The sequence below is a fragment of the Nocardioides sp. GCM10027114 genome, assembly GCF_042659625.1.
In the GTDB taxonomy this organism is placed as follows: Bacteria; Actinomycetota; Actinomycetes; order Propionibacteriales; family Nocardioidaceae; genus Nocardioides.
In genome coordinates, this window is the sequence record NZ_JBHSSS010000019.1 from 14,219 (window position 1) to 35,465 (window position 21,247).

A 21,247-nucleotide genomic window follows, 5' to 3' on the forward strand; every position below is an offset into this window, starting at 1 on the left:
GATGCGGGAGTACCTCGTCGTCTTCCTCGTCGCGGCCGCCGTGACCTACCTGCTCACGGTGGTCGCCCGCGAGATCGCGCTGCGGACCGGTGCCGTCGCCGCGGTCCGTGACCGCGACGTCCACGACGAGCCGATCCCCTACCTCGGCGGCCTGGCGATGCTGGGCGGGCTCTGGGCGGCGTTCCTGGTCGCGCGCGAACTGCCCTTCCTCTCCACCAACGGCGGGCCGTTCGTCTTCCGGGACGCCGGGATCGTGCTCATCGCCGGCACCATGATCTGCGCGGTGGGGGTGCTCGACGACCTGTTCGAGATCGATGCCCTGTCCAAGCTCGGCGGGCAGGTGCTCGCGGCCGGCTTCCTGATCTTCTCCGGCATCCAGTACACCTTCTTCCCCACGCAGGACGGTGGACAGTTCGCGCTCGACGCCGCGCAGGGGGCGCTGCTGACCGTGCTGATCGTGGTCGCCACCGTCAACGCCGTGAACTTCGTCGACGGCCTCGACGGGCTGGCGGCCGGCGTGGTCGGCATCGGCTCGCTGGCGTTCCTCGTGTTCTGCTACCAGCTCGCCAACCTCAACGGCGTCTCCCTGGCGATCACCGGGGCGCTGCTCAGCGCAGCGCTGGCCGGGGCCTGCGCCGGGTTCCTGCCCCACAACTTCAACCCGGCGAGGCTGTTCATGGGGGACAGCGGCTCGATGCTGATCGGGCTCGTGCTGTCGGCCAGCGCGGTGACCCTGTCGGGCCAGTTCTCCGGAGCGGAGCTCACGCAGGGCGCGTCCGGCTCGCAGGCCAGCCTGCTGCCCACCCTGCTCCCCGTCCTGCTGCCGGTCTCGATCCTCATCGTGCCCATGGCCGACCTGCTGCTGGCGGTGGTCCGGCGGACCCGCGCCGGGCGCTCGCCGTTCGCCCCGGACAAGCAGCACCTGCACCACCGGCTGCTCGAGATCGGGCACTCGCAGCGCAGGGCCGTCCTGATCATGTGGATGTGGGCGGGCCTGGTCGCGTTCGGCACCGTCGTGGCCAGCCTCTACACCGGCGGGCTGATGTGGGCCTCGCTGGCCGGCGCCGCGGTCCTCACGATCGTGCTGACGTTCGCGCTGCCCGTCGTCCACGCCCCGCACCTGCGCGCCCACGAGGACGTCTGACCGAGGGTGCCCCGACCCCCCGGTTTCCGGGCCTCCGGGGACTTTGTGATAGTTTTCACGAGCCCTCGGGAGACCTGCCCGGGGCCGACGCCCCGCCCTACCGATCCAGGACGGACGCCATGGTCCAGACCCCCCGACGCACCCGCGACAGCGGGGTGACCGTCCTCCTCGGAGGCTTCGTGGTCACCGTGGCGATCGGCGTCCTCGCCGCCGTCCTCGGCGGCGTCGTGGACGGGTCGACCGCGGCGTGGGGGGCGCTCGTCGGGGCGCTCGTCGTCGCCGTGGTCTGCGCCGGCGGCTCGTTGGTGGTCAACGTCGTCGCCGGCGTCCTGCCCACGGCGTCGCTGCTGTTCGCGCTGCTGACGTACACGCTGCAGGTGCTCGTGCTGCTGATGGTGTTCGTCGCGCTCGAGCGGTCCGACCTGCTCGGGGCGCGCCTGGACCGCGAGTGGCTTGGCGTGACCGCCGTCGTCGCCACCCTCGTGTGGCTGGTGACGCTGGTGCTGCTCTCGACGCGGCGCCGCATCCCCGCCTTCGACCTGCCGGCCCCGGAGGGGGCCACGGAGCCCCGTGAGGGGCGTCCGCACGGGGCCGAGGGGGGTGAACGATGACCCGCGGCGACTGCTATTGTCCGGGGCGCGATGAGTCAGCACAGTCCTCCGCCTGCGAGCGGGGACGACCGACCCAAGGGCGATCCGTGGCACGCGTTCGGTTACGTCGTGTCCGGAGTGGTCTTCTACGGCCTGCTCGGCTGGTTGGCGGACCGGTGGCTCGGAACCTCGTTCCTGGTGGCGCTGGGCATCGTGTTCGGTGCGGGGCTCGGCATCGTCATGACTTTTGCCCGCTTCAACCGTGCGGCTCCGCACGACGACTAGAGGAGAACTGGTGACCAACGCAGCCGTCGTGGTGCGCACCGCTGATGGAGAGGGCTTCACCCCGCCCGGCCCGGCAGACTTCGACCTGCCCCCCATCGGTGGCGGGGACGCCACGTTCATGATGTTCGGCCAGGAGTTCGTGCTCGGCGTGACCAAGCCGATGCTCCAGGTCGTGCTCGCGGGCATTCTGGTGTTCGCCTTCTTCTACCTGGCCGCCCGCAAGCGCGCCATGGTCCCGGGCCGGCTGCAGTACGTCGGCGAGGAGGCCTACGGCTTCGTCCGCAACAGCCTGGGCCGCGAGATCATCGGCGGCCACGACTTCGCGCGGTTCGTGCCCTACCTCTTCGCGCTCTTCTTCTTCCTGCTGATCAACAACCTGTTCGCGACGATCCCGTTCTTCCAGTTCCCGACGTTCTCGCGCTCGGGCATGGTCTACGGACTCGCGCTGATGAGCTGGGTCATCTACAACGCCGTCGGCATCAAGAAGCACGGCTTCGCCGGCTACTTCAAGTTGCAGTCGGTGCCCTCGGGCATCTCCGGGCCGATCCTCCTGCTGCTCGTGCCGCTGGAGTTCATGTCCAACATCGTGGTCCGCCCGGTCACGCTGGCCCTCCGTCTCTTCGCCAACATGTTCGCCGGCCACCTGCTGCTGATCCTCTTCGCGCTGGGTGGCGAGTACCTCCTCCTGGAGGGCGCGGCGCTGGTGAAGCCGGTCGGCATCCTCGCCTGGCTGCTGTTCATCGCGGTGGCCTTCCTGGAGGTGCTGATCCAGTTCCTGCAGGCCTACGTCTTCGTCCTCCTGAACGCCATGTACATCCAGGGCGCGCTCGCGGACGAGCACTGAGCAACACCCCTGAGTTCACCCCAGTAACACCCTTCGAAGAAGCAACAACCGAAAGGAAATCGCCGTGGACGGCAACCTCAACATGATCGGTTACGGCCTGGCTGCGATCGGCCCCGGTGTCGGTATCGGTCTGATCTTCGCCGCCTACATCAGCGGTGTCGCTCGCCAGCCGGAGGCCCAGAGCCGCCTGCAGTCGATCGCCATCCTGGGCTTCGCGCTCGCCGAGGCGCTGGCGATCATCGGTATCGCCCTCGCCTTCGTGCTCTGACGGGTCCCACCACTTCCTGACCCAGGACTCCGGAAGGACCTTCCATGCAGACACTTGACGCCCCGGTGGTGGTGAGGGCAGCCGAGGAGCTCAACCCGCTCCTGCCCCACGGCATCGAGATCATCCTCTCGCTCGTCGTCTTCGGGCTGCTCTTCCTCCTCGTGAGGAAGTACGTCGCCCCCGCGTTCGAGGAGACCTACGCCGCGCGTACTGCGGCTATCGAGGGTGGCCTGGCCGCGGCCGAGACCAAGCAGGCCGAGGCCGACGCCAAGCTGGCCGAGCTCGAGCAGCAGCTCGGTGAGGCCCGCCACGAGGCCGCTCGCATCCGCGAGGAGGCCCGCGAGCAGGGTGCCGCGATCATCGCGGAGATGCGCGAGCAGGCCCAGACCGAGGCCTCGCGCATCGTCGAGCACGGCAAGGCGCAGATCGAGGCGGAGCGGCAGCAGGCCGTGACGTCGCTGCGCAGCGAGGTCGGCGCCCTGGCGACGTCCCTCGCGAGCCGCATCGTCGGGGAGAGCCTGGAGGACGACGAGCGGTCCAACCGCGTCGTCGAGCGCTTCCTGGCCGACCTCGAGACGCTCGAGTCGTCGCAGACCGCCGGGAACGAGGCGCGCTGATGACGATGCGAGGCGCGTCGGCCGAGGCGCAGGGCGCCCTGGTCGACCAGCTCGAGCAGGGTCTCGGCTCCGCCGACGCCGCGAAGGTGGGCGACGACGTCCTCGGCCTCGCCGGCGTGGTGCGGTCCGAGGCCGGGCTGCGGCGCGTCGCGACCGACGTCTCGACCCCGTCGGAGGCCAAGGCCGGTCTGGTGCGCAACCTCTTCGAGGGCAAGGTCGAGCCGCTCGCGCTCGACCTGGCGGTGGAGGCGGTGCGTCGTCGCTGGACGGCCAGCCGCGACCTTGCCGACGCCCTGGAGCACCTCGGGGTCGTGGCGCTGGTCCATTCGGCCGGCAGCGGCGACGCCCGGCGGCTGGCCGACGAGCTCTTCGTCGTCGGCCAGCTCGTCAACGACAACGTGGAGCTGCGCTCCGCGCTGTCCGACCCGGCTCGCAGCGTCGACGACAAGCGCGGGCTCCTCCGCTCGCTGCTCGACGGCAAGGCGCTGCCCGCGACCGTCCGTCTGGTGGAGCAGGCACTGGCCGGCTCGCACCGCTCGACCGGGGTCGCCATCGCCGAGTACCAGAAGGTCGCGGCTGCGGTCTACGGCGAGCAGGTGGCGCGGGTCCGCGTCGCCCGCCCGCTGAACGACGGCGACCGCGAGCGCCTGCGCCAGGCACTGAGCCGCCAGTACGGCCGCGAGGTCCACCTCAACGTGGTGGTCGAGCCCGGGCTGGTCGGCGGCATGCGCGTCGAGATCGGTGACGACGTCATCGACGGCAGCGTGTCCGCGCGGCTCGACGAGGCCCGACGCAAGCTGGCCGGCTGACCCGGCCCCCAACCGAACATCCAGTAGTACGAGAGCCAAGAGAGTAGGCAGAGATGACGGAGCTTTCGATCCGTCCGGACGAGATCCGGGACGCGCTGCAGCGCTTCGTGTCCGAGTACCAGCCCGACGCCGCCAGCAAGGAAGAGGTCGGCACGGTCGCCCAGGCCGGTGACGGTATCGCCCGGGTCTCCGGTCTGCCGTCGGCCATGGCCAACGAGCTGCTGGAGTTCGAGGACGGCACGCTGGGCATCGCCCTGAACCTCGACACCCGCGAGATCGGTGTCGTGATCCTCGGTGACTTCGACAAGATCGAGGAGGGCCAGACGGTCCGCCGCACCGGCGAGATCCTCTCGGTCCCCGTCGGCGACGGCTTCATGGGCCGCGTCGTCGACCCGCTGGGCAACCCGATCGACGGCCTGGGCGACATCGAGACCGTCGGCCGCCGCGCCCTGGAGCTCCAGGCGCCGACCGTGACGCAGCGGAAGTCGGTCCACGAGCCGCTCGCCACCGGCATCAAGGCCATCGACGCGATGACCCCGATCGGTCGCGGCCAGCGCCAGCTGATCATCGGTGACCGCGCGACCGGCAAGACGACGATCGCGATCGACACGATCATCAACCAGAAGCAGAACTGGGACTCCGGCGACCCGACGAAGCAGGTCCGCTGCATCTACGTCGCCATCGGCCAGAAGGGCTCGACCATCGCCTCCGTGCGTGGCGCCCTCGAGGAGGCCGGCGCGCTGGAGTACACCACCATCGTCGCCGCCCCCGCGTCCGACAGCGCCGGCTTCAAGTACCTCGCTCCCTACACCGGCTCGGCCATCGGCCAGCACTGGATGTACGACGGCAAGCACGTCCTGATCGTCTTCGACGACCTGACGAAGCAGGCCGAGGCCTACCGCGCCGTGTCGCTGCTGCTGCGCCGCCCGCCGGGTCGTGAGGCCTACCCGGGTGACGTCTTCTACCTGCACAGCCGGCTCCTCGAGCGCTGCGCCAAGCTCTCGGACGAGATGGGCGCGGGCTCGATGACCGGTCTGCCGATCATCGAGACCAAGGCCAACGACGTCTCGGCGTTCATCCCGACCAACGTCATCTCGATCACCGACGGCCAGATCTTCCTGCAGTCGGACCTGTTCGCGTCCAACCAGCGCCCGGCCATCGACGTCGGTGTGTCGGTGTCCCGCGTGGGTGGCGCCGCGATGACCAAGGCGATGAAGGCCGTCACCGGCTCGCTGAAGGTCGACCTCGCGCAGTACCGCGCCATGGAGGCCTTCGCGATGTTCGCCTCCGACCTCGACGCGGCGTCGCGCCAGCAGCTCGACCGCGGCCAGCGGCTCATGGCCCTGCTGAAGCAGCCGGCCTACTCGCCGTACCCGCTCGACGAGATGACCGTCTCGCTGTGGCTCGGCACCACCGGCCGTCTCGACCGCGTCCCGGTCGGCGACGTCATCCGCTTCGAGCAGGAGTTCCTCGACTACCTGCGCCGCTCGCACGACGGCATCCTGTCGGCGATTCGCGAGTCGCTGAAGTTCGAGGACGAGACCGAGAAGTCGCTCGAGGGTGCCTACGACTCCTTCCTCGACCAGTTCGAGACGTCCGAGGGCGGCTCGATCAAGGTCGGCACCGAGCCCCAGGCCGAGGCGCTTGAGGACGAGGACCAGGAGCAGATCGTCAAGCAGAAGCGGGGCTGACGATGGCCGTATCGCTGCGTGAGTACCGCGCGCGGATCAGATCGACCGAGTCGATGAAGAAGATCACGCGCGCCATGGAGCTCATTGCTGCGTCCCGAATCATCAAGGCGCAGCAGCGGGCCCAGTCGGCCGCGCCCTACGCCCGCGAGCTGACCCGTGCCGTGTCCGCGGTGGCGACGTACTCCAACGTCGAGCACCCCATGACGCAGGAGTCGGAGGACCCCAAGCGGGCCGCCGTGCTCATCGTCACCAGCGACCGCGGCCTCGCGGGCGCCTACTCCTCGAGCGTCATCAAGGAGTACGAGCGCCTCGCGGAGAAGCTCCGGGACGAGGGCAAGGAGATCGACACCTACATCTGCGGGCGCAAGGGCGAGGCGTACTTCAAGTTCCGCAACCGGCGGATCATGAAGTCCTGGACGGGCTTCTCCGACCAGCCGTCGTACGACGTCGCCGCCGAGGTGGGTCAGACCCTGATCGACGCCTTCCTCGCGGACGCCCAGACCGATGAGGGCGGGGTGGACGAGGTCCACGTCGTCTACACCCGGTTCCGGTCGATGCTGGTGCAGGAGCCCACCGCGGTGCGGCTGCTGCCCCTGGAGGTCGTCGAGGGGGAGGAGCGACCCGCCTCGGACGAGGTGCTGCCGCTCTACGAGTTCGAGCCGTCCCCCCAGGAGGTGCTCGACCAGCTCCTGCCGCGCTACGTCCAGAGCCGGATCTTCTTCGCGTTCCTGCAGGCGGCGGCTTCCGAGCTCGCCGCCCGGCAGAAGGCGATGAAGTCCGCGACGGACAACGCGGAAGAGCTGATCAAGAAGTACACCCGAATCGCCAACCAGGCCCGCCAGGCCGGCATTACCCAGGAAATCAGCGAGATCGTCGGAGGCGTCAACGCGCTCGCCGACGCCACCTCCGGGAGTGAGTGAGAGACATGACTGCAACGGTTGAAGAGACCAAGGAGACCGGCGCTGCGGGTGTCGGTCGCATCGCCCGGGTGATCGGCCCGGTCGTCGACATCGAGTTCCCCGTTGACTCGATGCCGGAGATCTACAACAAGCTCGAGGTCGAGGTGACCCTGGCGGGCGAGACCACGGTCCTCCCGCTCGAGGTGGCCCAGCACATCGGTGAGGGCATGGTCCGCGCCATCTCGCTGAAGCCGACCGACGGCCTGGTCCGGGGCGCCTCGGTGCGCGACACCGGCAACCCGATTCAGGTCCCCGTCGGCAACGCGACCCTCGGCAAGGTCTTCAACGCCACCGGTGACGTGCTCAACCTCGAGGAGGGCGAGCGCTTCGAGGTCGACGAGCGGTGGGGTATCCACCGCAAGGCCCCGGCCTTCGACCAGCTGGAGTCGAAGACGCAGATGTTCGAGACCGGCATCAAGGTCATCGACCTCCTCACCCCGTACGTGCAGGGCGGCAAGATCGGCCTGTTCGGTGGTGCGGGCGTCGGCAAGACCGTGCTCATCCAGGAGATGATCGCGCGTGTCGCCAAGGACCACGGTGGTGTGTCGGTGTTCGCCGGCGTCGGCGAGCGCACCCGTGAGGGCAACGACCTGATCGTCGAGATGGAGGAGGCCGGCGTTCTCGGCCAGACCGCCCTCGTCTTCGGCCAGATGGACGAGCCGCCGGGCACCCGGCTGCGCGTCGCGCTGTCCGCGCTGACGATGGCGGAGTACTTCCGCGACGTCCAGAAGCAGGACGTGCTCCTCTTCATCGACAACATCTTCCGGTTCACCCAGGCCGGTTCCGAGGTGTCCACGCTGCTCGGCCGCATGCCGTCCGCCGTGGGATACCAGCCGAACCTCGCCGACGAGATGGGCGTGCTGCAGGAGCGGATCACCTCGACTCGCGGTCACTCGATCACCTCGATGCAGGCGATCTACGTGCCGGCGGACGACTACACCGACCCGGCTCCGGCGACCACGTTCGCGCACCTCGACGCGACCACCGAGCTGTCGCGTGAGATCGCGTCGCTGGGTATCTACCCGGCCGTGGACCCGCTGACCTCGACCTCCCGGATCCTCGACCCGCAGTACATCGGTCAGGAACACTACAACTGCGCGATCCGCGTCAAGCAGATCCTGCAGCGCAACAAGGAGCTCCAGGACATCATCGCGATCCTCGGTGTCGACGAGCTCTCCGAAGAGGACAAGATCATCGTGTCCCGGGCTCGCCGGATCCAGCGCTTCCTGTCGCAGAACACCTACGTGGCGAAGCAGTTCACCGGCATCGAGGGCTCGACGGTCCCGGTGTCCGACACCATCGAGGCGTTCAACAAGATCGCCGACGGTGAGTACGACCACGTGGCCGAGCAGGCGTTCTTCATGTGCGGCGGTCTGGACGACGTCGAGCAGAAGTGGGCCGAGATCCAGAAGAACCTCTGACCGGATCCGCCAAGGCGGCCCCGGCCGCCCGCGAAAGGACTGACTGATGAGTGACGCACGGCTCCAGGTGGAGCTCGTCGCTGCCGACCGGACGGTGTGGTCGGGCGAGGCCGCGCTGGTCATCGCCCGCACCACCGAGGGCGACGTCGGCATCCTGCCCGGCCACGCGCCGCTGCTCTCGCTGCTCGTGGACGGCGTCGTCGACGTCCGCACGGCCGACGACGAGACCTGGATCGCGGCGGTCGACGCCGGGTTCCTGTCCGTCGCGGGCAACCGGGTCTCGATCCTGGCCGAGCACGCCCAGATGTCCCACGACATCGACCTCGAGAAGGCACGCGCCGATCTCGAGCGGGCCGAGCAGGCCGGCGAGCAGACCGACGGCGCCGAGGCGGCGGTCACCGCCGCCTGGGCCCGCGCCCGGATCCGGGCGGTGGAGCAGGCCTGACCACGACCCTCCGGTGACGCCCCGCTAGGGTGTGCGCACCGCGTTGGACGTGCGCCCGTGCGGGGCGCCGGAGGGAGGGTGGATGCCGCTCTGGCAGTGGGTGCTGGACACCATCGGTGTCCTGTTCGCCCTCGTGCTGCTCTACGGCGTCGCCCTCGTCGTCCGGCGTCGCCTGCTCGCCCGCAACGGCGGCACCTTCGAGCTCAGCTACCGCGTCCGACCCGAACGGGTCGGGCGCGGTTGGCTTCTCGGGCTCGGTCGCTACTCGGGCGACGACCTCGAGTGGTTCCGCATCTTCTCCCTCTCTCCGCGGCCCAAGCGGGTCTGGCGCCGCGCCGACCTGAGCTACGGCGGCCGGCGCGACCCCGAGGGCGTCGAGCAGATGTCGCTCTACCCCGACCACGTCGTGGTCCTCTGCGCCACCCCGGGCGGCCCGCTCGAGCTGGCCATGGCGCCACCGTCGCTGACCGGCTTCCAGGCCTGGCTCGAGGCGGCCCCGCCGGGCGCGGCCGCCGAGCTGTGAGCGCGCCCGGCGGCGCCGGCCCGCTCGCCGTCGATCGGGCCCGCCGGGCCGTCGGTCTCGTCTTCATCCTCAACGGGTTCTGCTTCGCCGCGCTCGTCGCCCGGCTGCCCGACGTCCGGCGCGACCTCGACCTGACGAACAGCGCGCTGGGGCTGCTGCTGCTCGCGATCGCCCTCGGCTCGGTGCTGGCGCTGCCCTCGAGCGGCACCCTGATCCGTCGTACCAGCACCGTCGCCGTCGTCCGGGGTGGAGCCGTCCTGGTCGTCCTGGGCCTGCTGCTGGCGGCCTCCGCCGTGGTCGGCCCGGCCTCGGTGTGGCTGACGGCCGTCGGCTTCTTCGCCTACGGCGTCGGCACCAGCGTCTGGGACGTCGCGATGAACGTCGAGGCGGCGGCCGTCGAGCACGGGCTGGGCCGGACGGTCATGCCCCGGTTCCACGCGGGCTGGAGCATCGGCACGATCCTCGGCGCCGGAGTGGGCGTGGTCGTCACCAAGGTCGACGTCTGGCTGCCGCTCCACCTCGGCACGGTCTCGGTGGTCGCGCTGGTCCTCGTCACCCTCGGCGTGGCGGCCTTCCTCGGCGCCGACCCGGAGGCCGACGACGACGACACCGCACCGGTCGCCGGCGGCCGGTCCGCCTGGCGGGAGCCCCGCACCCTCGCGATCGGGCTCATGGTGCTCGCTTTCGCGGCCGCGGAGGGCACCGCCAACGACTGGCTGGCGCTGGCGCTCATCGACGGCTACGACGCCCCGCAGTGGGTCGGCGTGCTCGGCTTCGCCGGCTTCGTCACGGCGATGACCACCGGTCGGCTCGTCGGGCCGGTGCTGCTCGACCGGTTCGGGCGGGCGCCGGTGCTGTGGAGCACCTGCGCGGTCGCCGCCGCGGGGGTGCTGCTGGTGGTGCTCGGCGGCCACCCGGTCCTCGTGGGGCTCGGCGTGGTGGTGTGGGGCCTCGGTGCCTCGCTCGGCTTCCCGGTCGGCATGAGCGCGGCCGGCGACGACCGCCGGCGGGCGCCCGCCCGGGTCAGCGTGGTCGCGACCCTGGGCTACGCGGCGTTCCTGGCGGGACCGCCGCTGCTCGGCCGGCTAGCCGACGCAGTCGGAACGCGCGAGGCCCTGCTGGCGATCGCGGTGCTGATGGTGCCGGCCGCAGCGACTGTTGCGGCGGTCAGGCCTTCCGCTCCCCGCCCGGCACCCACAGGACGTCGCCCTGCTCCCGGTTCGCGTGGCGGGCGAGGATGAACAGCAGGTCCGAGAGCCGGTTGAGGTAGGTGATCGCCACCTTGTTCATGGTCTCGGCGTGCTCCTCCCACGCGGCCCAGGCGGCGCGCTCGGCGCGCCGGACGACGGTCCGGGCGACGTGGAGGTGGGCGGCGGCCACGGTGCCGCCACTGAGGATGAACGAGCTCAGCTTCGGCAGGTCCGCGTTGTAGTGGTCGCACCAGTGCTCGAGCCGGTCGACGTACTCCTGCTCGATGCGCAACGGCGGGTACTCCGGGTTCTCGACGACTGGGGTGCAGAAGTCGGCGCCGACGTCGAACAGGTCGTTCTGGATGGTCGTCAGCACCTGCACGACGTCCTCGTCGAGCCCGCCCGACGCGGCTGCGTGGGCGAGGGCGACGCCGATGGCGGCGTTGGCCTCGTCGACGTCGGCGTAGGCGCGCAGCCGGACGTCGGTCTTGGTGGTCGCACTCATGTCGCCGAGCCGCGTCCGGCCGTCGTCCCCGGTGCGGGTGTAGATGCGCGTCAGGTTGACCATGCGCGAAGCGTAGACGGGCACGCGAAGCAGGACTCGCCGGGGCGCAGGCAACCGATCGGGCGTGAGCAGCGTCATAGTGGGTAACAGGTGGGTGTCGCGTCGCCACGGCCGGTCGGGCCGGGTGGCGCGCCGAGCCGGGACCGGGCCCGGGGAGGGATGTGGCGGATGAGTCAGTCGACGGGCAAGGGGACGGCCGAGGAGGGCGGGCGCGCCGACGGCTGGGTCGCCGGCGGGGCCGAGCTCATGGTCGACGGATCGACCCTCGTGCTGTGCGGGGACCTCGACGTGCGCAGCACGCCGGAGGTGCGCACCGCGCTCTACGACCTCCTGGCGTCGTGCGAGGGCGACGTGGCGGTCGACCTCACCGGCGTGACCGCGATCGACCTCACCGCGCTCAAGGTGCTGGCGATGGCGACCAGGGAGGCCGGCCACGAGGGCCGCCACCTGGTGCTGCGGGGCTGTGGTCCGGCCGTCCGGCGCATGCTGCACCTGTCGCGGCTGATCCGCCTCGTCGAGGTCGACCGGGCGGCCGCCACCGCCTGAGGCCCGCCGCTGTTGGATACCCCACACGCCAACCGGTTACCTCCCGGTAGCCGGAGTCCTACGCTCGCCCCATGAGCGAGAAGGACCGCCCCTGGGTGATGCGGACGTACGCCGGCCACTCGACCGCCGCTGCCTCCAACGCGCTGTACCGCACCAACCTGGCCAAGGGTCAGACCGGCCTGTCGGTCGCGTTCGACCTGCCGACGCAGACGGGCTACGACCCGGACTCGTCGCTCGCGCGCGGCGAGGTTGGCAAGGTCGGTGTCCCGGTGCCGCACCTCGGCGAGATGCGCCGCCTGTTCGAGGACATCCCGCTGACGGGGATGAACACCTCGATGACGATCAACGCCACCGCGATGTGGCTGCTGGCGCTCTACCAGGTGGTGGCCGAGGAGCAGAACCCCGACCTCGCCCCGGAGGAGGTGGCCGCCCAGCTCGCGGGGACCACCCAGAACGACATCATCAAGGAGTACCTGTCGCGTGGGACCTACGTGTTCCCGCCGGAGCACTCGCTGCGGCTGATCTCGGACGTCATCTCCTACACGGTCAACCAGATCCCCAAGTGGAACCCGATCAACATCTGCAGCTACCACCTGCAGGAGGCCGGGGCGACGCCGACGCAGGAGCTCGCCTACGCGATGTGCACCGCGATCGCGGTGCTGGACGCTGTCAAGGCGTCGGGCCAGGTCGGGGAGGAGGACTTCGAGAAGGTCGTCGGCCGGATCTCGTTCTTCGTCAACGCCGGCGTCCGGTTCGTCGAGGAGATGTGCAAGATGCGCGCCTTCGTCGAGCTCTGGGACGAGCTGACCCGGGAGCGCTACGGCGTGAAGGACCCGAAGATGCGCCGGTTCCGCTACGGCGTGCAGGTCAACTCGCTGGGCCTGACCGAGGCGCAGCCGGAGAACAACGTGCAGCGCATCGTGCTCGAGATGCTCGGCGTCACCCTGTCAAAGGACGCGCGGGCGCGTGCGGTCCAGCTGCCGGCGTGGAACGAGGCCCTCGGCCTGCCGCGGCCCTGGGACCAGCAGTGGTCGCTGCGGCTGCAGCAGGTGCTGGCCTTCGAGTCCGACCTGCTGGAGTACGACGACATCTTCAGCGGCTCCCGCGTGGTCGAGGCCAAGGTGGCCGAGCTGGTCGCCGGCGCCAAGGCCGAGATGGACCGGGTGCAGGCCATGGGCGGTGCGATCGCCGCCGTCGAGTCGGGCTACATGAAGCAGCAGCTGGTCTCCGCCCACGCCGCGCGGCGCGCGCGCATCGAGTCCGGCGACGAGAAGATCGTCGGCGTCAACTGCTTCGAGTCCACCGAGCCCTCGCCGCTCACCGCCGACCTCGACGGCGCCATCCAGACCGCCGACCCCGAGGCGGAGGCCGCGGCGCACCGGTCGGTCGAGCAGTGGAAGGCGCAGCGTGACGAGGCCGCGGTCGCCGAGGCGCTGGCGCGCCTCGCCGCGGACGCGAAGACGAACGCCAACCTGATGACGGCCACGCTCGCCGCCGCCCGGGCCGGCGCGACCACGGGGGAGTGGGCCGGCACGCTGCGCGAGGTGTTCGGCGAGTTCCGCGCCCCCACCGGCGTCTCCGGCGCCGTCGGCGTCGCCGAGGCCGGCGCCGAGCTCGCCGAGGTGCGCGAGCGGGTCCGCGCCACCGGCGAGGAGCTCGGCGGGCGGCTGCGGCTGCTGGTCGGCAAGCCCGGGCTCGACGGCCACTCCAACGGCGCCGAGCAGGTCGCGGTCCGGGCGCGCGACGCCGGCTTCGAGGTCGTCTACCAGGGGATCCGGCTCACGCCGGAGCAGATCGTGGCCGGCGCCGTCGCCGAGGACGTGCACTGCGTCGGGCTCTCGATCCTGTCGGGCTCCCACATGGAGCTCGTGCCGGCGGTGCTGGACGGGCTGCGGGAGGCCGGTCTCGAGGACGTGCCGGTCATCGTCGGCGGGATCATCCCCGACAGCGACGGACGACGGCTGGTCGAGATGGGCGTGGCCGCGGTCTACACGCCCAAGGACTTCGGGCTGACCGGGATCATGGGCGGGATCGTCGACGTCATCCGGCGCGCCCACGGCCTGGAGACGACCGAGGCGGCCGGCGCCACGTCGGTCTGACCAGCCGGCCGGTCACCAGCCCCCTCACCAGCCCCAGGTGCCGGGCCCGCCCTTGAAGGGCCCGACCACCCGGCTGGTGATCCACCCGCCGTAGAACCGGCCCTCCTGAGGGCGCACGGTCTCGCCGTCGACGCGGCACTCGTCGACGGCGGCGGGCATCACGGCCACGTGGTCGCGCAGCGACTCGAACCCGCGCACCGGGTCGGCGTACGTCCAGGCGGCCCGCTCGGCGGTGGGGCCGTCGGGGGAGACCAGGTCGAAGTACGACGCCCGCCCCTTCCACTCGCAGTGGGTGGTGCCGGGGACCGGCTGCAGCACGCCCTCCTCGAAGGCCGAGGCGGGCAGGTAGTACGTCGGCGGGTGGCTTGTCTCGAGCACCCGGAGCGCCTCGCGGGTCCGGGCGACGGCGCGGCCGCCGAGGACCACCTCGACGAGCTCGTCGCTGCGGTCGATCCGGGGCGGGCGGGGGTAGTCCCAGACGGACTCCTGGCCGGGACCGGGCTGCTCGGGGGCGGTACGCGGGGCGGGCACGTCGTCGACGGTAACCGGGGGCCGGTCACTGGTGGACTCACTGGGCGGACGAGTGAGGTGAGGCATGCCTAACCAAGTGCTACCCTGCTGGACGTGGGCAAGAAGAAGGACCTGAAGCGGACCCCGGAGGGGTCTGCCCTGCCTGCGAAGGTCGCCAAGGCAGAGAAGGCGCTGAAGAAGGCGCGCAAGAAGGCCGCACGCGCCGAGAAGGCGCTCGAGAAGGCCCGCGCCGAGGCTCAGCGCGAGGCCCAGCGCGAGGCCCAGCGCGAGAGCCGGAGCGAGACCGGCGCGGCCGACAAGGCGGGTGCTTCGAGGCCTTGCCTGCCCAAGCCCGAGTGCTGCGTGTCGAAGGACCGCTGTCGCCGCTGCCCGATCCGGATGCTCAAGGAGGGCACGCTGCCCGAGGGCATGACCGTGAAGAAGCGGGTGCTGGTCACGACCGACGGCAAGAAGGTCACCAAGAAGCAGCTGCAGAAGGTTGCCTGAGGCCAGCCTGCCCTTGGGTGCCGGGCACCCCGGCGGCTGCCATAGTTCGGACATCACCGCTCCGCCCTCCGCGGTGGCGGACGTGACGAGAACGCGACGAGAAGGAGACCCGAGTGCCTGCCGCCCGCTTCGTCGAGCAGCTGAACGCCCAGATCGGCAACGAGCTCGCCGCCCACAACCAGTACCTCGCCTGCGCCGTCTACTTCGACGCGCAGACGATGCCGCGGATGGCCGCGTTCTTCTACGAGCAGGCGCTCGAGGAGCGCACGCACGCGATGATGATGGTCCAGTACCTGCTCGACACCGACGCCGACGTGGTGATCCCCGGCGTCGAGGCGCCGATCCCGTCTTTCGGCGACGTGGTCGCGCCGGTCGCGCTCGCGCTGGAGCAGGAGAAGCGCGTCACCGAGCAGGTCAACGGGCTGCTGCGAACCGCCCGCGAGGAGAACGACTTCGCCTCCGAGCAGTTCATGCAGTGGTTCATCAAGGAGCAGGTCGAGGAGGTCGCCACCATGACCGACCTGCTCGCCGTGGTCACCCGCTGCCGCGACGACCTCGAGGACATCGAGGAGTACGTCGCGCGTGAGCAGAACGGCGGCGACGCCGACCCGACGGCGCCGCGCCAGGCCGGCGCCTGACCCACCGGTCGCCGAGACCCGCGGCAACGACGTCCGGGTTGCGACAGACTCGCCCCATGAGCAGGACCATCGTCGTCGGCGCCGGGGTCGTCGGGCTGAGCTGCGCCGTGCGCCTGCTCGAGGCCGGGCACCGCGTCGACGTGCTCGCCCGCGACCTTCCACTGGAGACGACCTCGGCCGTCGCCGCCGCGATCTGGTACCCCTACCGGGCGCTGCCGCAGGACAAGGTGACCGCCTGGTCCGCCACGTCGTACGCGGTCTTCGACGCGCTCGCCGACACCGACCCGGAGTCGGGGGTGCGGATGCTCACCGGCACCGAGGTCTTCACCAGCCGGCAGCGGGAGCCGTGGTGGCGACGGGCGGTGCCTGCGCTGGACCGGGAGACCTCGCTGCCCGAGGGGTACGCCGACGGCTGGACGTTCGTGACGCCGGTGGTCGAGATGCCGGTCTACCTGCGGTGGCTGGTCGGTCGGCTCGAGGAGCTCGGCGGCACCATCACCCGGATGAACCTGCGCGAGCTGCCGTCCGGGGCGGACCTCGTCGTGAACTGCTCGGGGCTGGGGGCGCGGCTGCTCGGGTCGGACCGGTCGGTGGTGCCGGTGCGGGGGCAGGTCCTCTACGTCGAGCAGGTGGGGCTGGAGCGCTGGTGGCTGGACGCCGCCGGGCCGACCTACGTCGTGCCACGCAGCCACGACATCGTCGTCGGCGGCACCGACGTCGAGGGGGAGTGGAGCCGCACCCCGTCGCAGGAGGTGGCCGACGCGATCTGGCGGCGCGCAACCGCCCTGGTGCCGGAGCTGCGTGGTGCGCGGGTGCTGCGGCACAAGGTCGGACTGCGGCCGGTGCGGCCGGCGGTCCGGCTCGAGCGGTCCGGTGACGTCGTCCACTGCTACGGGCACGGCGGCGCCGGAGTCACGCTGAGCTGGGGCGTCGCGGAGGAGGTCGTCGCGCTCGCCGACTGCTGAGCCGACGGCAGCGCGTCGGCCGCTTGGGTCAGCTGCGGAGGTCCTGCTGGAGTCCGACCACGTCGTGCGACTCCTGCAGCCAGTCGCGGAGCTCGTCGTCCAGGTCAGCCGGGTCCCCGACCCGGACCTGGTGGGCCCGCCAGCGTGGGCCGTGGTCGGCGCGTCTCACGACACGCTCGCTGTCGAGCCACCGGTGGAGGGCGAAGTTCGCGACGAACCCGTCGTGCCGGGGCTCGAGCCCGGCGAAGCGGACCCGTGCCACCGCCACGAGCCGGGTGCGCTGCGGCAGGACCTGAACGTCGCCGAGCCCGTGCAGCATCGCGACGTATGCCCGCGCGAGGTCGAGGGCCTGCGGCGTCGAGCCGGCGAACAGCTCCTCGAGCGTGAACCTGCCGCAGGAGTGCCACATCCGCGGCGTCACCAACCGGGCCCCGCAGTCGGGGCAGGTCCACAGCCCGGCGAGCGGGTCTTCGTCGTGGGTCATGGCGGGTCCTCGGGCCAAGTGTCACTCGCGGGGGACGGGCTCCGGCAGCTCGGCCGGCGTCATGCGGCAGCCGTTGTGGGTGGGTCGGGGTCGTCCGGGTGGGGTGATGTCGTGGGTGCCGGTGTGGTCGCGGAGGAATTGTTGGCCGTGGGGTTCGGCCCAGAGCCAGACGCCGGTGTCGGGGGTGGTGTAGGTCCAGCCGGCGTGGGTCTTGAGGCGGTGGTGGCGGCGGCAGAGGGGTGCGAGGTTGCAGTCGCAGGTGGTGCCGCCGGATGCGTGGGGGATGGTGTGGTCGTGGTCGCAGCGGTGGGCGGGGCGGGTGCACCAGGGGAAGACGCAGGTGGGGGTGAGCAGGCTGGTGCGGGTCTTGAGGCGGTCGGGGATCTCGTAGGCGTCGACGGCTGCGTGGTCGGTGAGGTCGATGACGGGGACGACGGTGAGGTGGGTGTCGTCGCGGCCGCACCAGGTGCGGATCTGCTGCTCGAGGATGGGGCGGCCGGTGGTCTGGCAGCGGCCGACGGGGTCGTGTCCGGCGATGGCGTCGGCGGACAGGTGGACGTAGAGGGTGGTGTGCTTGCGGCGCCGCTTCGGGGTGGGGGTGCGGTCGAGGAGGGCGGCGGCGGTGTGGGGGTCGGCGAGGATGCCGGCGGCGCGGGCGCGGCGGACGTCGAGGGACTCGGGGACCAGCTGGTCGGCCTCGTCGAGGTCGGCGAGGTGGGCGGCGATCTCGGCCAGGGTCTGGTCGAGGTCGTGGAGGTCCTTCCAGTCGGCGCGGATGGTCATCTCGGCGATGCCGGTGTCGTTGATCGAGTCCTCGTGGAGGGTGGCGTGGCGGGAGTCGAGGGCCTCGAGCTGGGCGGCCTCGCGGTCCTCGGGGTGGAGCCGGAGCATGGCCTCGTCGAGGAGCCGGTCCAGGACGACCGGGCCGACGGTGTGGGCGATGGGGGCCAGGGCGGTGTCGAGGTGGGCGGCGACGTCGGCGGGCTGGCCGTAGACGGCCTGGGCGATGCGGCGGGCGCGCCAGGCCTCGACCTCACAGGCGCAGACGCGGGCCCAGACCTTGGGCAGCCGGTGGGCGAGCACGAGCGCGTCGCGGATCAGGGCGTCGCCGGCGGCGGTGGAGCGGCCGGTCGCGGCGGCGAACGGGGCGGCGGCGTCCCAGGCGATCGCGGGGATCATCGGGTCGGCGTAGTCGTCCTCGACCCAGACCTCGCCGGGGTCGGGATGGGCGTGCGCCCAGGCCAGCGCGAGCTGGAGCAGCTCGGCTTCGGCGGCGGTCTCGGCGGCCCGGACCTGCCGCACCCGCGCGAACATCGCGGTGGGGGTGGGGTGGTCGTCGGGCTCCATGAACGAAGTGTAGTCGAACACCTGTTCGAGAACAAGGGGATCATGTGGACCTACTTGGCGGATCCCCCTGGTCGCCAGCCAGGGTCAACGTTGGGATGAGGGAAGACGCCCAACCTCCACGTGGGACCGCCCGCACATGCCGAGGCGGCACGGACCAACTGACATGCTGAGGCACGTGGACAAGGGCTCAGTCGACTGGCCAAGGCGCTTCCCCCGGCTGTTCGAGGATTCGTACGTGGACTACGCAGCCGCTCGGATCTCGTACGTCGTGGGCGCGGCTCCAGAGGCTCTTGTCACTCGCCTCCACATCGTGGCCGTGACCGAGCGGGCCGAGGTCGTGGTGTGCCGGAGCGCGGAGGGCGAACGCTTCCTTCCGGGAGGAAGGCGAGAACCAGGCGAGTCGCTCCTCGAACTCGCAAGGAGGGAACTCGTCGAGGAGGCAGGCGCTGCCCTTTCGGGAACGTTGCTCCACTTCTCCTCGCACCGGGCGGACAGCGAACGAAACGAGCCCTACCGCTCGCATTTCCCACACCCACGCACGTACTGGGGCTACGCAGTCGGGCACGTGCGGGTTGCGGGCACGCCATCCAATCCACCTGACGGCGAGAACGTCGTGGAGGTGCTTGCTCTTCCGCCCGTCCAGGCGGCCGACTACCTCGCAAAGAACGACCCGCTGCATGCCGACGTCCTTCGGCATGCAGACGCATTGGGCCTGATCCACCGGCTCTAGCGGGGCGGAGCAGAGTCCGGATCTCTGGGAGAGCCCCGACCCGGTCGTTGTCGTCCATCCGTCCCTGTTGCCCGCAGCGATCGAGCAGTGGCCCTCGAGTGAGGCGGCCGCTCAGGCGCTGACGCTCCGCCTGACGTCCATCGGGGTGTGACCGGTCCACTGGTGGAACGCGCGGTGGAAGGAGTTGGGGTCGTCGTATCCCAGGAGGAAGGCGATCTCGACGATTGGCAGGGCCGAGGTGGTCAGGTAGTGGTGGGCCAGGTTCTCGCGAACGTCGGCGAGGAGGCCGGCGAAGGTCGCGTCCTCGGCCGTCAGCCGGCGCTGCAGGGTCCGGGTGCTCATCCCGAGCTCGCGGGCCACGCCGGACGCCGTACCAGCGCCAGCCGGCAGCAGCTCTACCAGCGCGGCGCGGACCCTCCCGCCGGTGGTCGCGTTCGCATCCAGCTCGGCCAGCCGCTGCCGCAGCTCGGGCGCGAAGAACTCCCACATGCGCGCGTTCGCCGTCAGGAAGGGCCGCCGGGCATCCATCGACGAGAACCGGACACGCGTGGCCGCGCCCTGACGCACCCGACAGTCCAGCCACGCCTCCCACGCGGCGACGCCCCGTGAGCCCCGCGGCACCTCGACCTCGAGCGGCACGACCCGGGTGCGCGTGCCGAGCCGGGCCAGGGCCACCCAGAACAACACCTCCACGCCGGCGAGCACCTCGGGCGGCGGCTCGGTCGCCGGCCACACGATGCCCAGGTCGAGCCCGTCCTCGCGGTGGTCGACGTCGAGACGCAGCGGCCAGCAGAGCCGCTTGTGCACGGCGATGCGGTCCGCGGCGGTGCGCAGGTCCGGGCTGCACATGGCCGCGAAGATCGGCGCGTCGAACGACTCCAGGCTGAGTGCGTCGGCGATGGCGACGGCGAGGTCGGCTCCGGTCACGAGCTCGTCCAGCGCGGTGAACAACGCGTAGTAGTCCGACGGCGGGAGCGTCACCTCGGTGTGTGTGAGCAGGTCCCCGGGCAGCCCCGCGGCACGCAGCACGTCCGCCGGCGCGACCCCGAGGTCGGCCAGCAGGACCCGGGCGCCCGGTCCGAGCCGGAACGGGGGGTGGGCCATCAGTCCCGGACCGGCTCGGTGACGTCGAGCGTCAGGCCGGTTTCCCGCTCGCACACCTCCCAGAGCCGGGCGATCGCCTCGTCGGCACCTCGCCGCACCAGCGGCTTGCGGACCGGGCGGCCGGTGGAACCGAGCAGCGGGCCGTACATCTCGCCGCCGGACGCCGACGGGTCGGTCGCGGCCCGGAGCTGGCTGAGGGCACCCCGCTCGGTCGTCATCCCGGTCGTGCGTGCGAGGAACACCGACGAGGTCCCGATGAGCCCGCCGCCGCCGTGCTGCTGGGTGGTGGTCTGGAGATCGGAGTTGGTCAGGCCGGGGTGGGCGACCAGGGCTGCGGCGTCGACCCCGGCGCGCTCGAACTGCCGCTGCAGTCCCTGGGCGAGGTGGCGCATCGCGAGCTTGGTGTTGCCGTACTGCCGCCACGCGTCGTAGCCCGTGCGCTGGTGCGGGTCGTCGACGTCGAGGGCCCGTCCGGTGTGCTGGGCCACGGACGACAGCGTCACGACACGGGCGCCGGGTGTGCTCACGACCCGCGGGAGCAGGAGGGAGAGGAGCGCCCAGTGGCCGAGCACGTTCACGCCGAGCTGGCGCTCGAAGCCATCCTCGGTGGTGCCCTCCGGCATCGCCATCAGGCCGGCGTTCAGCATCAGGATGTCGAGCCGGTCGTGCCCGGCCAGGATCTTGTCAGCGGCCTTGCGCACCGAGGCGAGGGAGCCCAGGTCGAGCTCGACGACCTCGAGCGCCGCGTCTGGGTGGGCGGCCAGGATCTCGTCGCGGGCGGCGGCGGCCTTCTCCTGGTTGCGGGCGGCCATGACGACGTGGGCGCCGCGCCCGGCCAGGGCCATTGCCGAGGCGAGACCGAGACCGCCGTTCGCGCCGGTGACGACGGCGACGCGGTCGGTGAGGTCGGGGATGTCCTGTAGGGACCAGCTCATGGGAAGGGCCTTCGGGTGGGAGGAACGGGCT

Annotated in this window: 25 protein-coding genes; 19 read left to right on the forward strand and 6 right to left on the reverse strand. The window is 71.2% G+C overall.

All coding sequences use genetic code 11. The features are described from left to right. Position 1 precedes the first annotated feature (1 nt). From ACFP2E_RS08375 to ACFP2E_RS08435, 13 genes are all read left to right on the forward strand, one after another. A complete protein-coding gene (locus ACFP2E_RS08375) occupies positions 2–1,144 on the forward strand; it encodes a glycosyltransferase family 4 protein (RefSeq protein ID WP_378523175.1) in 1,143 nt (380 codons plus the stop codon). Positions 1,145–1,263: 119 nt separating this feature from the next. After that, positions 1,264–1,755 carry a hypothetical protein gene (locus ACFP2E_RS08380; RefSeq protein WP_378523176.1) on the forward strand — a complete coding sequence of 164 codons (492 nt, stop codon included), beginning with the start codon at positions 1,264–1,266 and terminating at the stop codon, positions 1,753–1,755. 108 nt (positions 1,756–1,863) lie between these two features. Continuing rightward, the gene (locus tag ACFP2E_RS08385) at positions 1,864–2,019 is read left to right on the forward strand and encodes a hypothetical protein (protein WP_378523177.1); all 156 of its coding nucleotides are present in this window, start codon (positions 1,864–1,866) and stop codon (positions 2,017–2,019) included. Between the two features lie 10 nt (positions 2,020–2,029). Then, entirely contained in the window at positions 2,030–2,863 is an 834-nt protein-coding gene (gene atpB, locus ACFP2E_RS08390) for a F0F1 ATP synthase subunit A (RefSeq protein WP_378523178.1), read from the forward strand. An 82-nt stretch (positions 2,864–2,945) separates the two neighbouring features. Beyond that, on the forward strand, positions 2,946–3,131 hold the full coding sequence (gene atpE, locus ACFP2E_RS08395; protein ID WP_082550515.1) for an ATP synthase F0 subunit C: 186 nt from the start codon (positions 2,946–2,948) through the stop codon (positions 3,129–3,131). A 44-nt stretch (positions 3,132–3,175) separates the two neighbouring features. Beyond that, entirely contained in the window at positions 3,176–3,748 is a 573-nt protein-coding gene (locus ACFP2E_RS08400; RefSeq protein ID WP_378523179.1) for a F0F1 ATP synthase subunit B, read from the forward strand. Beyond that, positions 3,748–4,557, forward strand: a complete 810-nt coding sequence (locus ACFP2E_RS08405; protein ID WP_378523180.1) for a F0F1 ATP synthase subunit delta — start codon at positions 3,748–3,750, stop codon at positions 4,555–4,557. The genes ACFP2E_RS08400 and ACFP2E_RS08405 overlap by 1 nt, the downstream gene beginning before the upstream one ends. A 53-nt stretch (positions 4,558–4,610) precedes the next feature. Next, complete coding sequence (gene atpA / locus ACFP2E_RS08410) at positions 4,611–6,248, forward strand: F0F1 ATP synthase subunit alpha (protein WP_378523181.1); 1,638 nt, start codon at positions 4,611–4,613, stop codon at positions 6,246–6,248. Positions 6,249–6,250: 2 nt separating this feature from the next. Beyond that, positions 6,251–7,168, forward strand: coding sequence for a F0F1 ATP synthase subunit gamma (locus ACFP2E_RS08415; RefSeq protein ID WP_378523182.1), 918 nt, complete (start codon positions 6,251–6,253; stop codon positions 7,166–7,168). A gap of 5 nt (positions 7,169–7,173) precedes the next feature. Next, a complete protein-coding gene (atpD, locus tag ACFP2E_RS08420) occupies positions 7,174–8,628 on the forward strand; it encodes a F0F1 ATP synthase subunit beta (RefSeq protein ID WP_378523183.1) in 1,455 nt (484 codons plus the stop codon). 46 nt (positions 8,629–8,674) lie between these two features. Next, a complete protein-coding gene (locus ACFP2E_RS08425; protein WP_378523184.1) occupies positions 8,675–9,073 on the forward strand; it encodes a F0F1 ATP synthase subunit epsilon in 399 nt (132 codons plus the stop codon). An 82-nt stretch (positions 9,074–9,155) separates the two neighbouring features. Next, complete coding sequence (locus ACFP2E_RS08430; RefSeq protein ID WP_378523185.1) at positions 9,156–9,596, forward strand: DUF2550 domain-containing protein; 441 nt, start codon at positions 9,156–9,158, stop codon at positions 9,594–9,596. Next, positions 9,593–10,837 (forward strand): MFS transporter, encoded by a 1,245-nt coding sequence (locus tag ACFP2E_RS08435; RefSeq protein ID WP_378523186.1) that lies wholly within the window; start codon positions 9,593–9,595, stop codon positions 10,835–10,837. The genes ACFP2E_RS08430 and ACFP2E_RS08435 overlap by 4 nt, the downstream gene beginning before the upstream one ends. On the opposite strand, the gene ACFP2E_RS08440 is transcribed toward ACFP2E_RS08435, so the two are convergent. Further along, a complete protein-coding gene (locus ACFP2E_RS08440) occupies positions 10,764–11,354 on the reverse strand; it encodes a cob(I)yrinic acid a,c-diamide adenosyltransferase (RefSeq protein ID WP_378523187.1) in 591 nt (196 codons plus the stop codon). The two genes, ACFP2E_RS08435 and ACFP2E_RS08440, sit on opposite strands and share 74 nt — an antisense overlap. A gap of 165 nt (positions 11,355–11,519) precedes the next feature. Between ACFP2E_RS08440 and ACFP2E_RS08445 the strand changes: the two genes are divergently transcribed. Further along, on the forward strand, positions 11,520–11,897 hold the full coding sequence (locus ACFP2E_RS08445) for an STAS domain-containing protein (RefSeq protein WP_378523188.1): 378 nt from the start codon (positions 11,520–11,522) through the stop codon (positions 11,895–11,897). Between the two features lie 71 nt (positions 11,898–11,968). Next, positions 11,969–13,996, forward strand: a complete 2,028-nt coding sequence (locus tag ACFP2E_RS08450) for a protein meaA (RefSeq protein WP_378523189.1) — start codon at positions 11,969–11,971, stop codon at positions 13,994–13,996. A 24-nt stretch (positions 13,997–14,020) separates the two neighbouring features. Here ACFP2E_RS08450 and ACFP2E_RS08455 read toward each other — a convergent pair whose 3' ends face one another. After that, on the reverse strand, positions 14,021–14,527 hold the full coding sequence (locus ACFP2E_RS08455) for a DUF427 domain-containing protein (protein WP_378523190.1): 507 nt from the start codon (positions 14,525–14,527) through the stop codon (positions 14,021–14,023). A gap of 93 nt (positions 14,528–14,620) precedes the next feature. Here ACFP2E_RS08455 and ACFP2E_RS08460 point away from each other — a divergent pair, with 93 nt between their 5' ends. The 3 genes from ACFP2E_RS08460 (at position 14,621) to ACFP2E_RS08470 (ending at position 16,616) form a co-directional block, all read left to right on the forward strand. Next, positions 14,621–15,013, forward strand: a complete 393-nt coding sequence (locus ACFP2E_RS08460; protein ID WP_378523191.1) for a hypothetical protein — start codon at positions 14,621–14,623, stop codon at positions 15,011–15,013. A gap of 113 nt (positions 15,014–15,126) precedes the next feature. Further along, entirely contained in the window at positions 15,127–15,651 is a 525-nt protein-coding gene (locus ACFP2E_RS08465; RefSeq protein WP_378523192.1) for a ferritin, read from the forward strand. A gap of 56 nt (positions 15,652–15,707) precedes the next feature. Further along, positions 15,708–16,616 (forward strand): FAD-dependent oxidoreductase, encoded by a 909-nt coding sequence (locus tag ACFP2E_RS08470; RefSeq protein ID WP_378523193.1) that lies wholly within the window; start codon positions 15,708–15,710, stop codon positions 16,614–16,616. Between the two features lie 28 nt (positions 16,617–16,644). On the opposite strand, the gene ACFP2E_RS08475 is transcribed toward ACFP2E_RS08470, so the two are convergent. Then, entirely contained in the window at positions 16,645–17,100 is a 456-nt protein-coding gene (locus tag ACFP2E_RS08475) for a hypothetical protein (protein ID WP_378523194.1), read from the reverse strand. A gap of 21 nt (positions 17,101–17,121) precedes the next feature. Further along, positions 17,122–18,447 carry a hypothetical protein gene (locus ACFP2E_RS08480; protein ID WP_378523195.1) on the reverse strand — a complete coding sequence of 442 codons (1,326 nt, stop codon included), beginning with the start codon at positions 18,445–18,447 and terminating at the stop codon, positions 17,122–17,124. Between the two features lie 235 nt (positions 18,448–18,682). Between ACFP2E_RS08480 and ACFP2E_RS08485 the strand changes: the two genes are divergently transcribed. Next, positions 18,683–19,177, forward strand: coding sequence for an NUDIX domain-containing protein (locus ACFP2E_RS08485; protein ID WP_378523196.1), 495 nt, complete (start codon positions 18,683–18,685; stop codon positions 19,175–19,177). Positions 19,178–19,288: 111 nt separating this feature from the next. Here ACFP2E_RS08485 and ACFP2E_RS08490 read toward each other — a convergent pair whose 3' ends face one another. Then, a complete protein-coding gene (locus tag ACFP2E_RS08490) occupies positions 19,289–20,281 on the reverse strand; it encodes a helix-turn-helix domain-containing protein (protein WP_378523197.1) in 993 nt (330 codons plus the stop codon). After that, on the reverse strand, positions 20,281–21,216 hold the full coding sequence (locus tag ACFP2E_RS08495) for an oxidoreductase (RefSeq protein ID WP_378523198.1): 936 nt from the start codon (positions 21,214–21,216) through the stop codon (positions 20,281–20,283). Before ACFP2E_RS08495 ends, ACFP2E_RS08490 begins: the two co-directional genes overlap by 1 nt. Positions 21,217–21,247 lie beyond the last annotated feature (31 nt).

What these genes read in the sequence shown, in the direction of transcription:
- ACFP2E_RS08415 (WP_378523182.1), top strand. Translation starts at nt 6,251, where the DNA reads ATGGCCGTATCGCTGCGTGAGTACCGCGCGCGGATCAGATCGACCGAG.
- atpD (WP_378523183.1), top strand. Translation starts at nt 7,174, where the DNA reads ATGACTGCAACGGTTGAAGAGACCAAGGAGACCGGCGCTGCGGGTGTC.
- ACFP2E_RS08450 (WP_378523189.1), top strand. Translation starts at nt 11,969, where the DNA reads ATGAGCGAGAAGGACCGCCCCTGGGTGATGCGGACGTACGCCGGCCAC.
- ACFP2E_RS08375 (WP_378523175.1), top strand. Translation starts at nt 2, where the DNA reads ATGCGGGAGTACCTCGTCGTCTTCCTCGTCGCGGCCGCCGTGACCTAC.
- ACFP2E_RS08475 (WP_378523194.1), bottom strand. Translation starts at nt 17,100, where the DNA reads ATGACCCACGACGAAGACCCGCTCGCCGGGCTGTGGACCTGCCCCGAC.
- ACFP2E_RS08425 (WP_378523184.1), top strand. Translation starts at nt 8,675, where the DNA reads ATGAGTGACGCACGGCTCCAGGTGGAGCTCGTCGCTGCCGACCGGACG.
- ACFP2E_RS08430 (WP_378523185.1), top strand. Translation starts at nt 9,156, where the DNA reads ATGCCGCTCTGGCAGTGGGTGCTGGACACCATCGGTGTCCTGTTCGCC.
- atpE (WP_082550515.1), top strand. Translation starts at nt 2,946, where the DNA reads ATGATCGGTTACGGCCTGGCTGCGATCGGCCCCGGTGTCGGTATCGGT.
- ACFP2E_RS08495 (WP_378523198.1), bottom strand. Translation starts at nt 21,216, where the DNA reads ATGAGCTGGTCCCTACAGGACATCCCCGACCTCACCGACCGCGTCGCC.
- ACFP2E_RS08490 (WP_378523197.1), bottom strand. Translation starts at nt 20,281, where the DNA reads ATGGCCCACCCCCCGTTCCGGCTCGGACCGGGCGCCCGGGTCCTGCTG.
- ACFP2E_RS08470 (WP_378523193.1), top strand. Translation starts at nt 15,708, where the DNA reads ATGAGCAGGACCATCGTCGTCGGCGCCGGGGTCGTCGGGCTGAGCTGC.
- ACFP2E_RS08480 (WP_378523195.1), bottom strand. Translation starts at nt 18,447, where the DNA reads ATGGAGCCCGACGACCACCCCACCCCCACCGCGATGTTCGCGCGGGTG.
- ACFP2E_RS08405 (WP_378523180.1), top strand. Translation starts at nt 3,748, where the DNA reads ATGACGATGCGAGGCGCGTCGGCCGAGGCGCAGGGCGCCCTGGTCGAC.
- ACFP2E_RS08400 (WP_378523179.1), top strand. Translation starts at nt 3,176, where the DNA reads ATGCAGACACTTGACGCCCCGGTGGTGGTGAGGGCAGCCGAGGAGCTC.
- atpA (WP_378523181.1), top strand. Translation starts at nt 4,611, where the DNA reads ATGACGGAGCTTTCGATCCGTCCGGACGAGATCCGGGACGCGCTGCAG.
- ACFP2E_RS08445 (WP_378523188.1), top strand. Translation starts at nt 11,520, where the DNA reads ATGAGTCAGTCGACGGGCAAGGGGACGGCCGAGGAGGGCGGGCGCGCC.
- ACFP2E_RS08440 (WP_378523187.1), bottom strand. Translation starts at nt 11,354, where the DNA reads ATGGTCAACCTGACGCGCATCTACACCCGCACCGGGGACGACGGCCGG.
- ACFP2E_RS08380 (WP_378523176.1), top strand. Translation starts at nt 1,264, where the DNA reads ATGGTCCAGACCCCCCGACGCACCCGCGACAGCGGGGTGACCGTCCTC.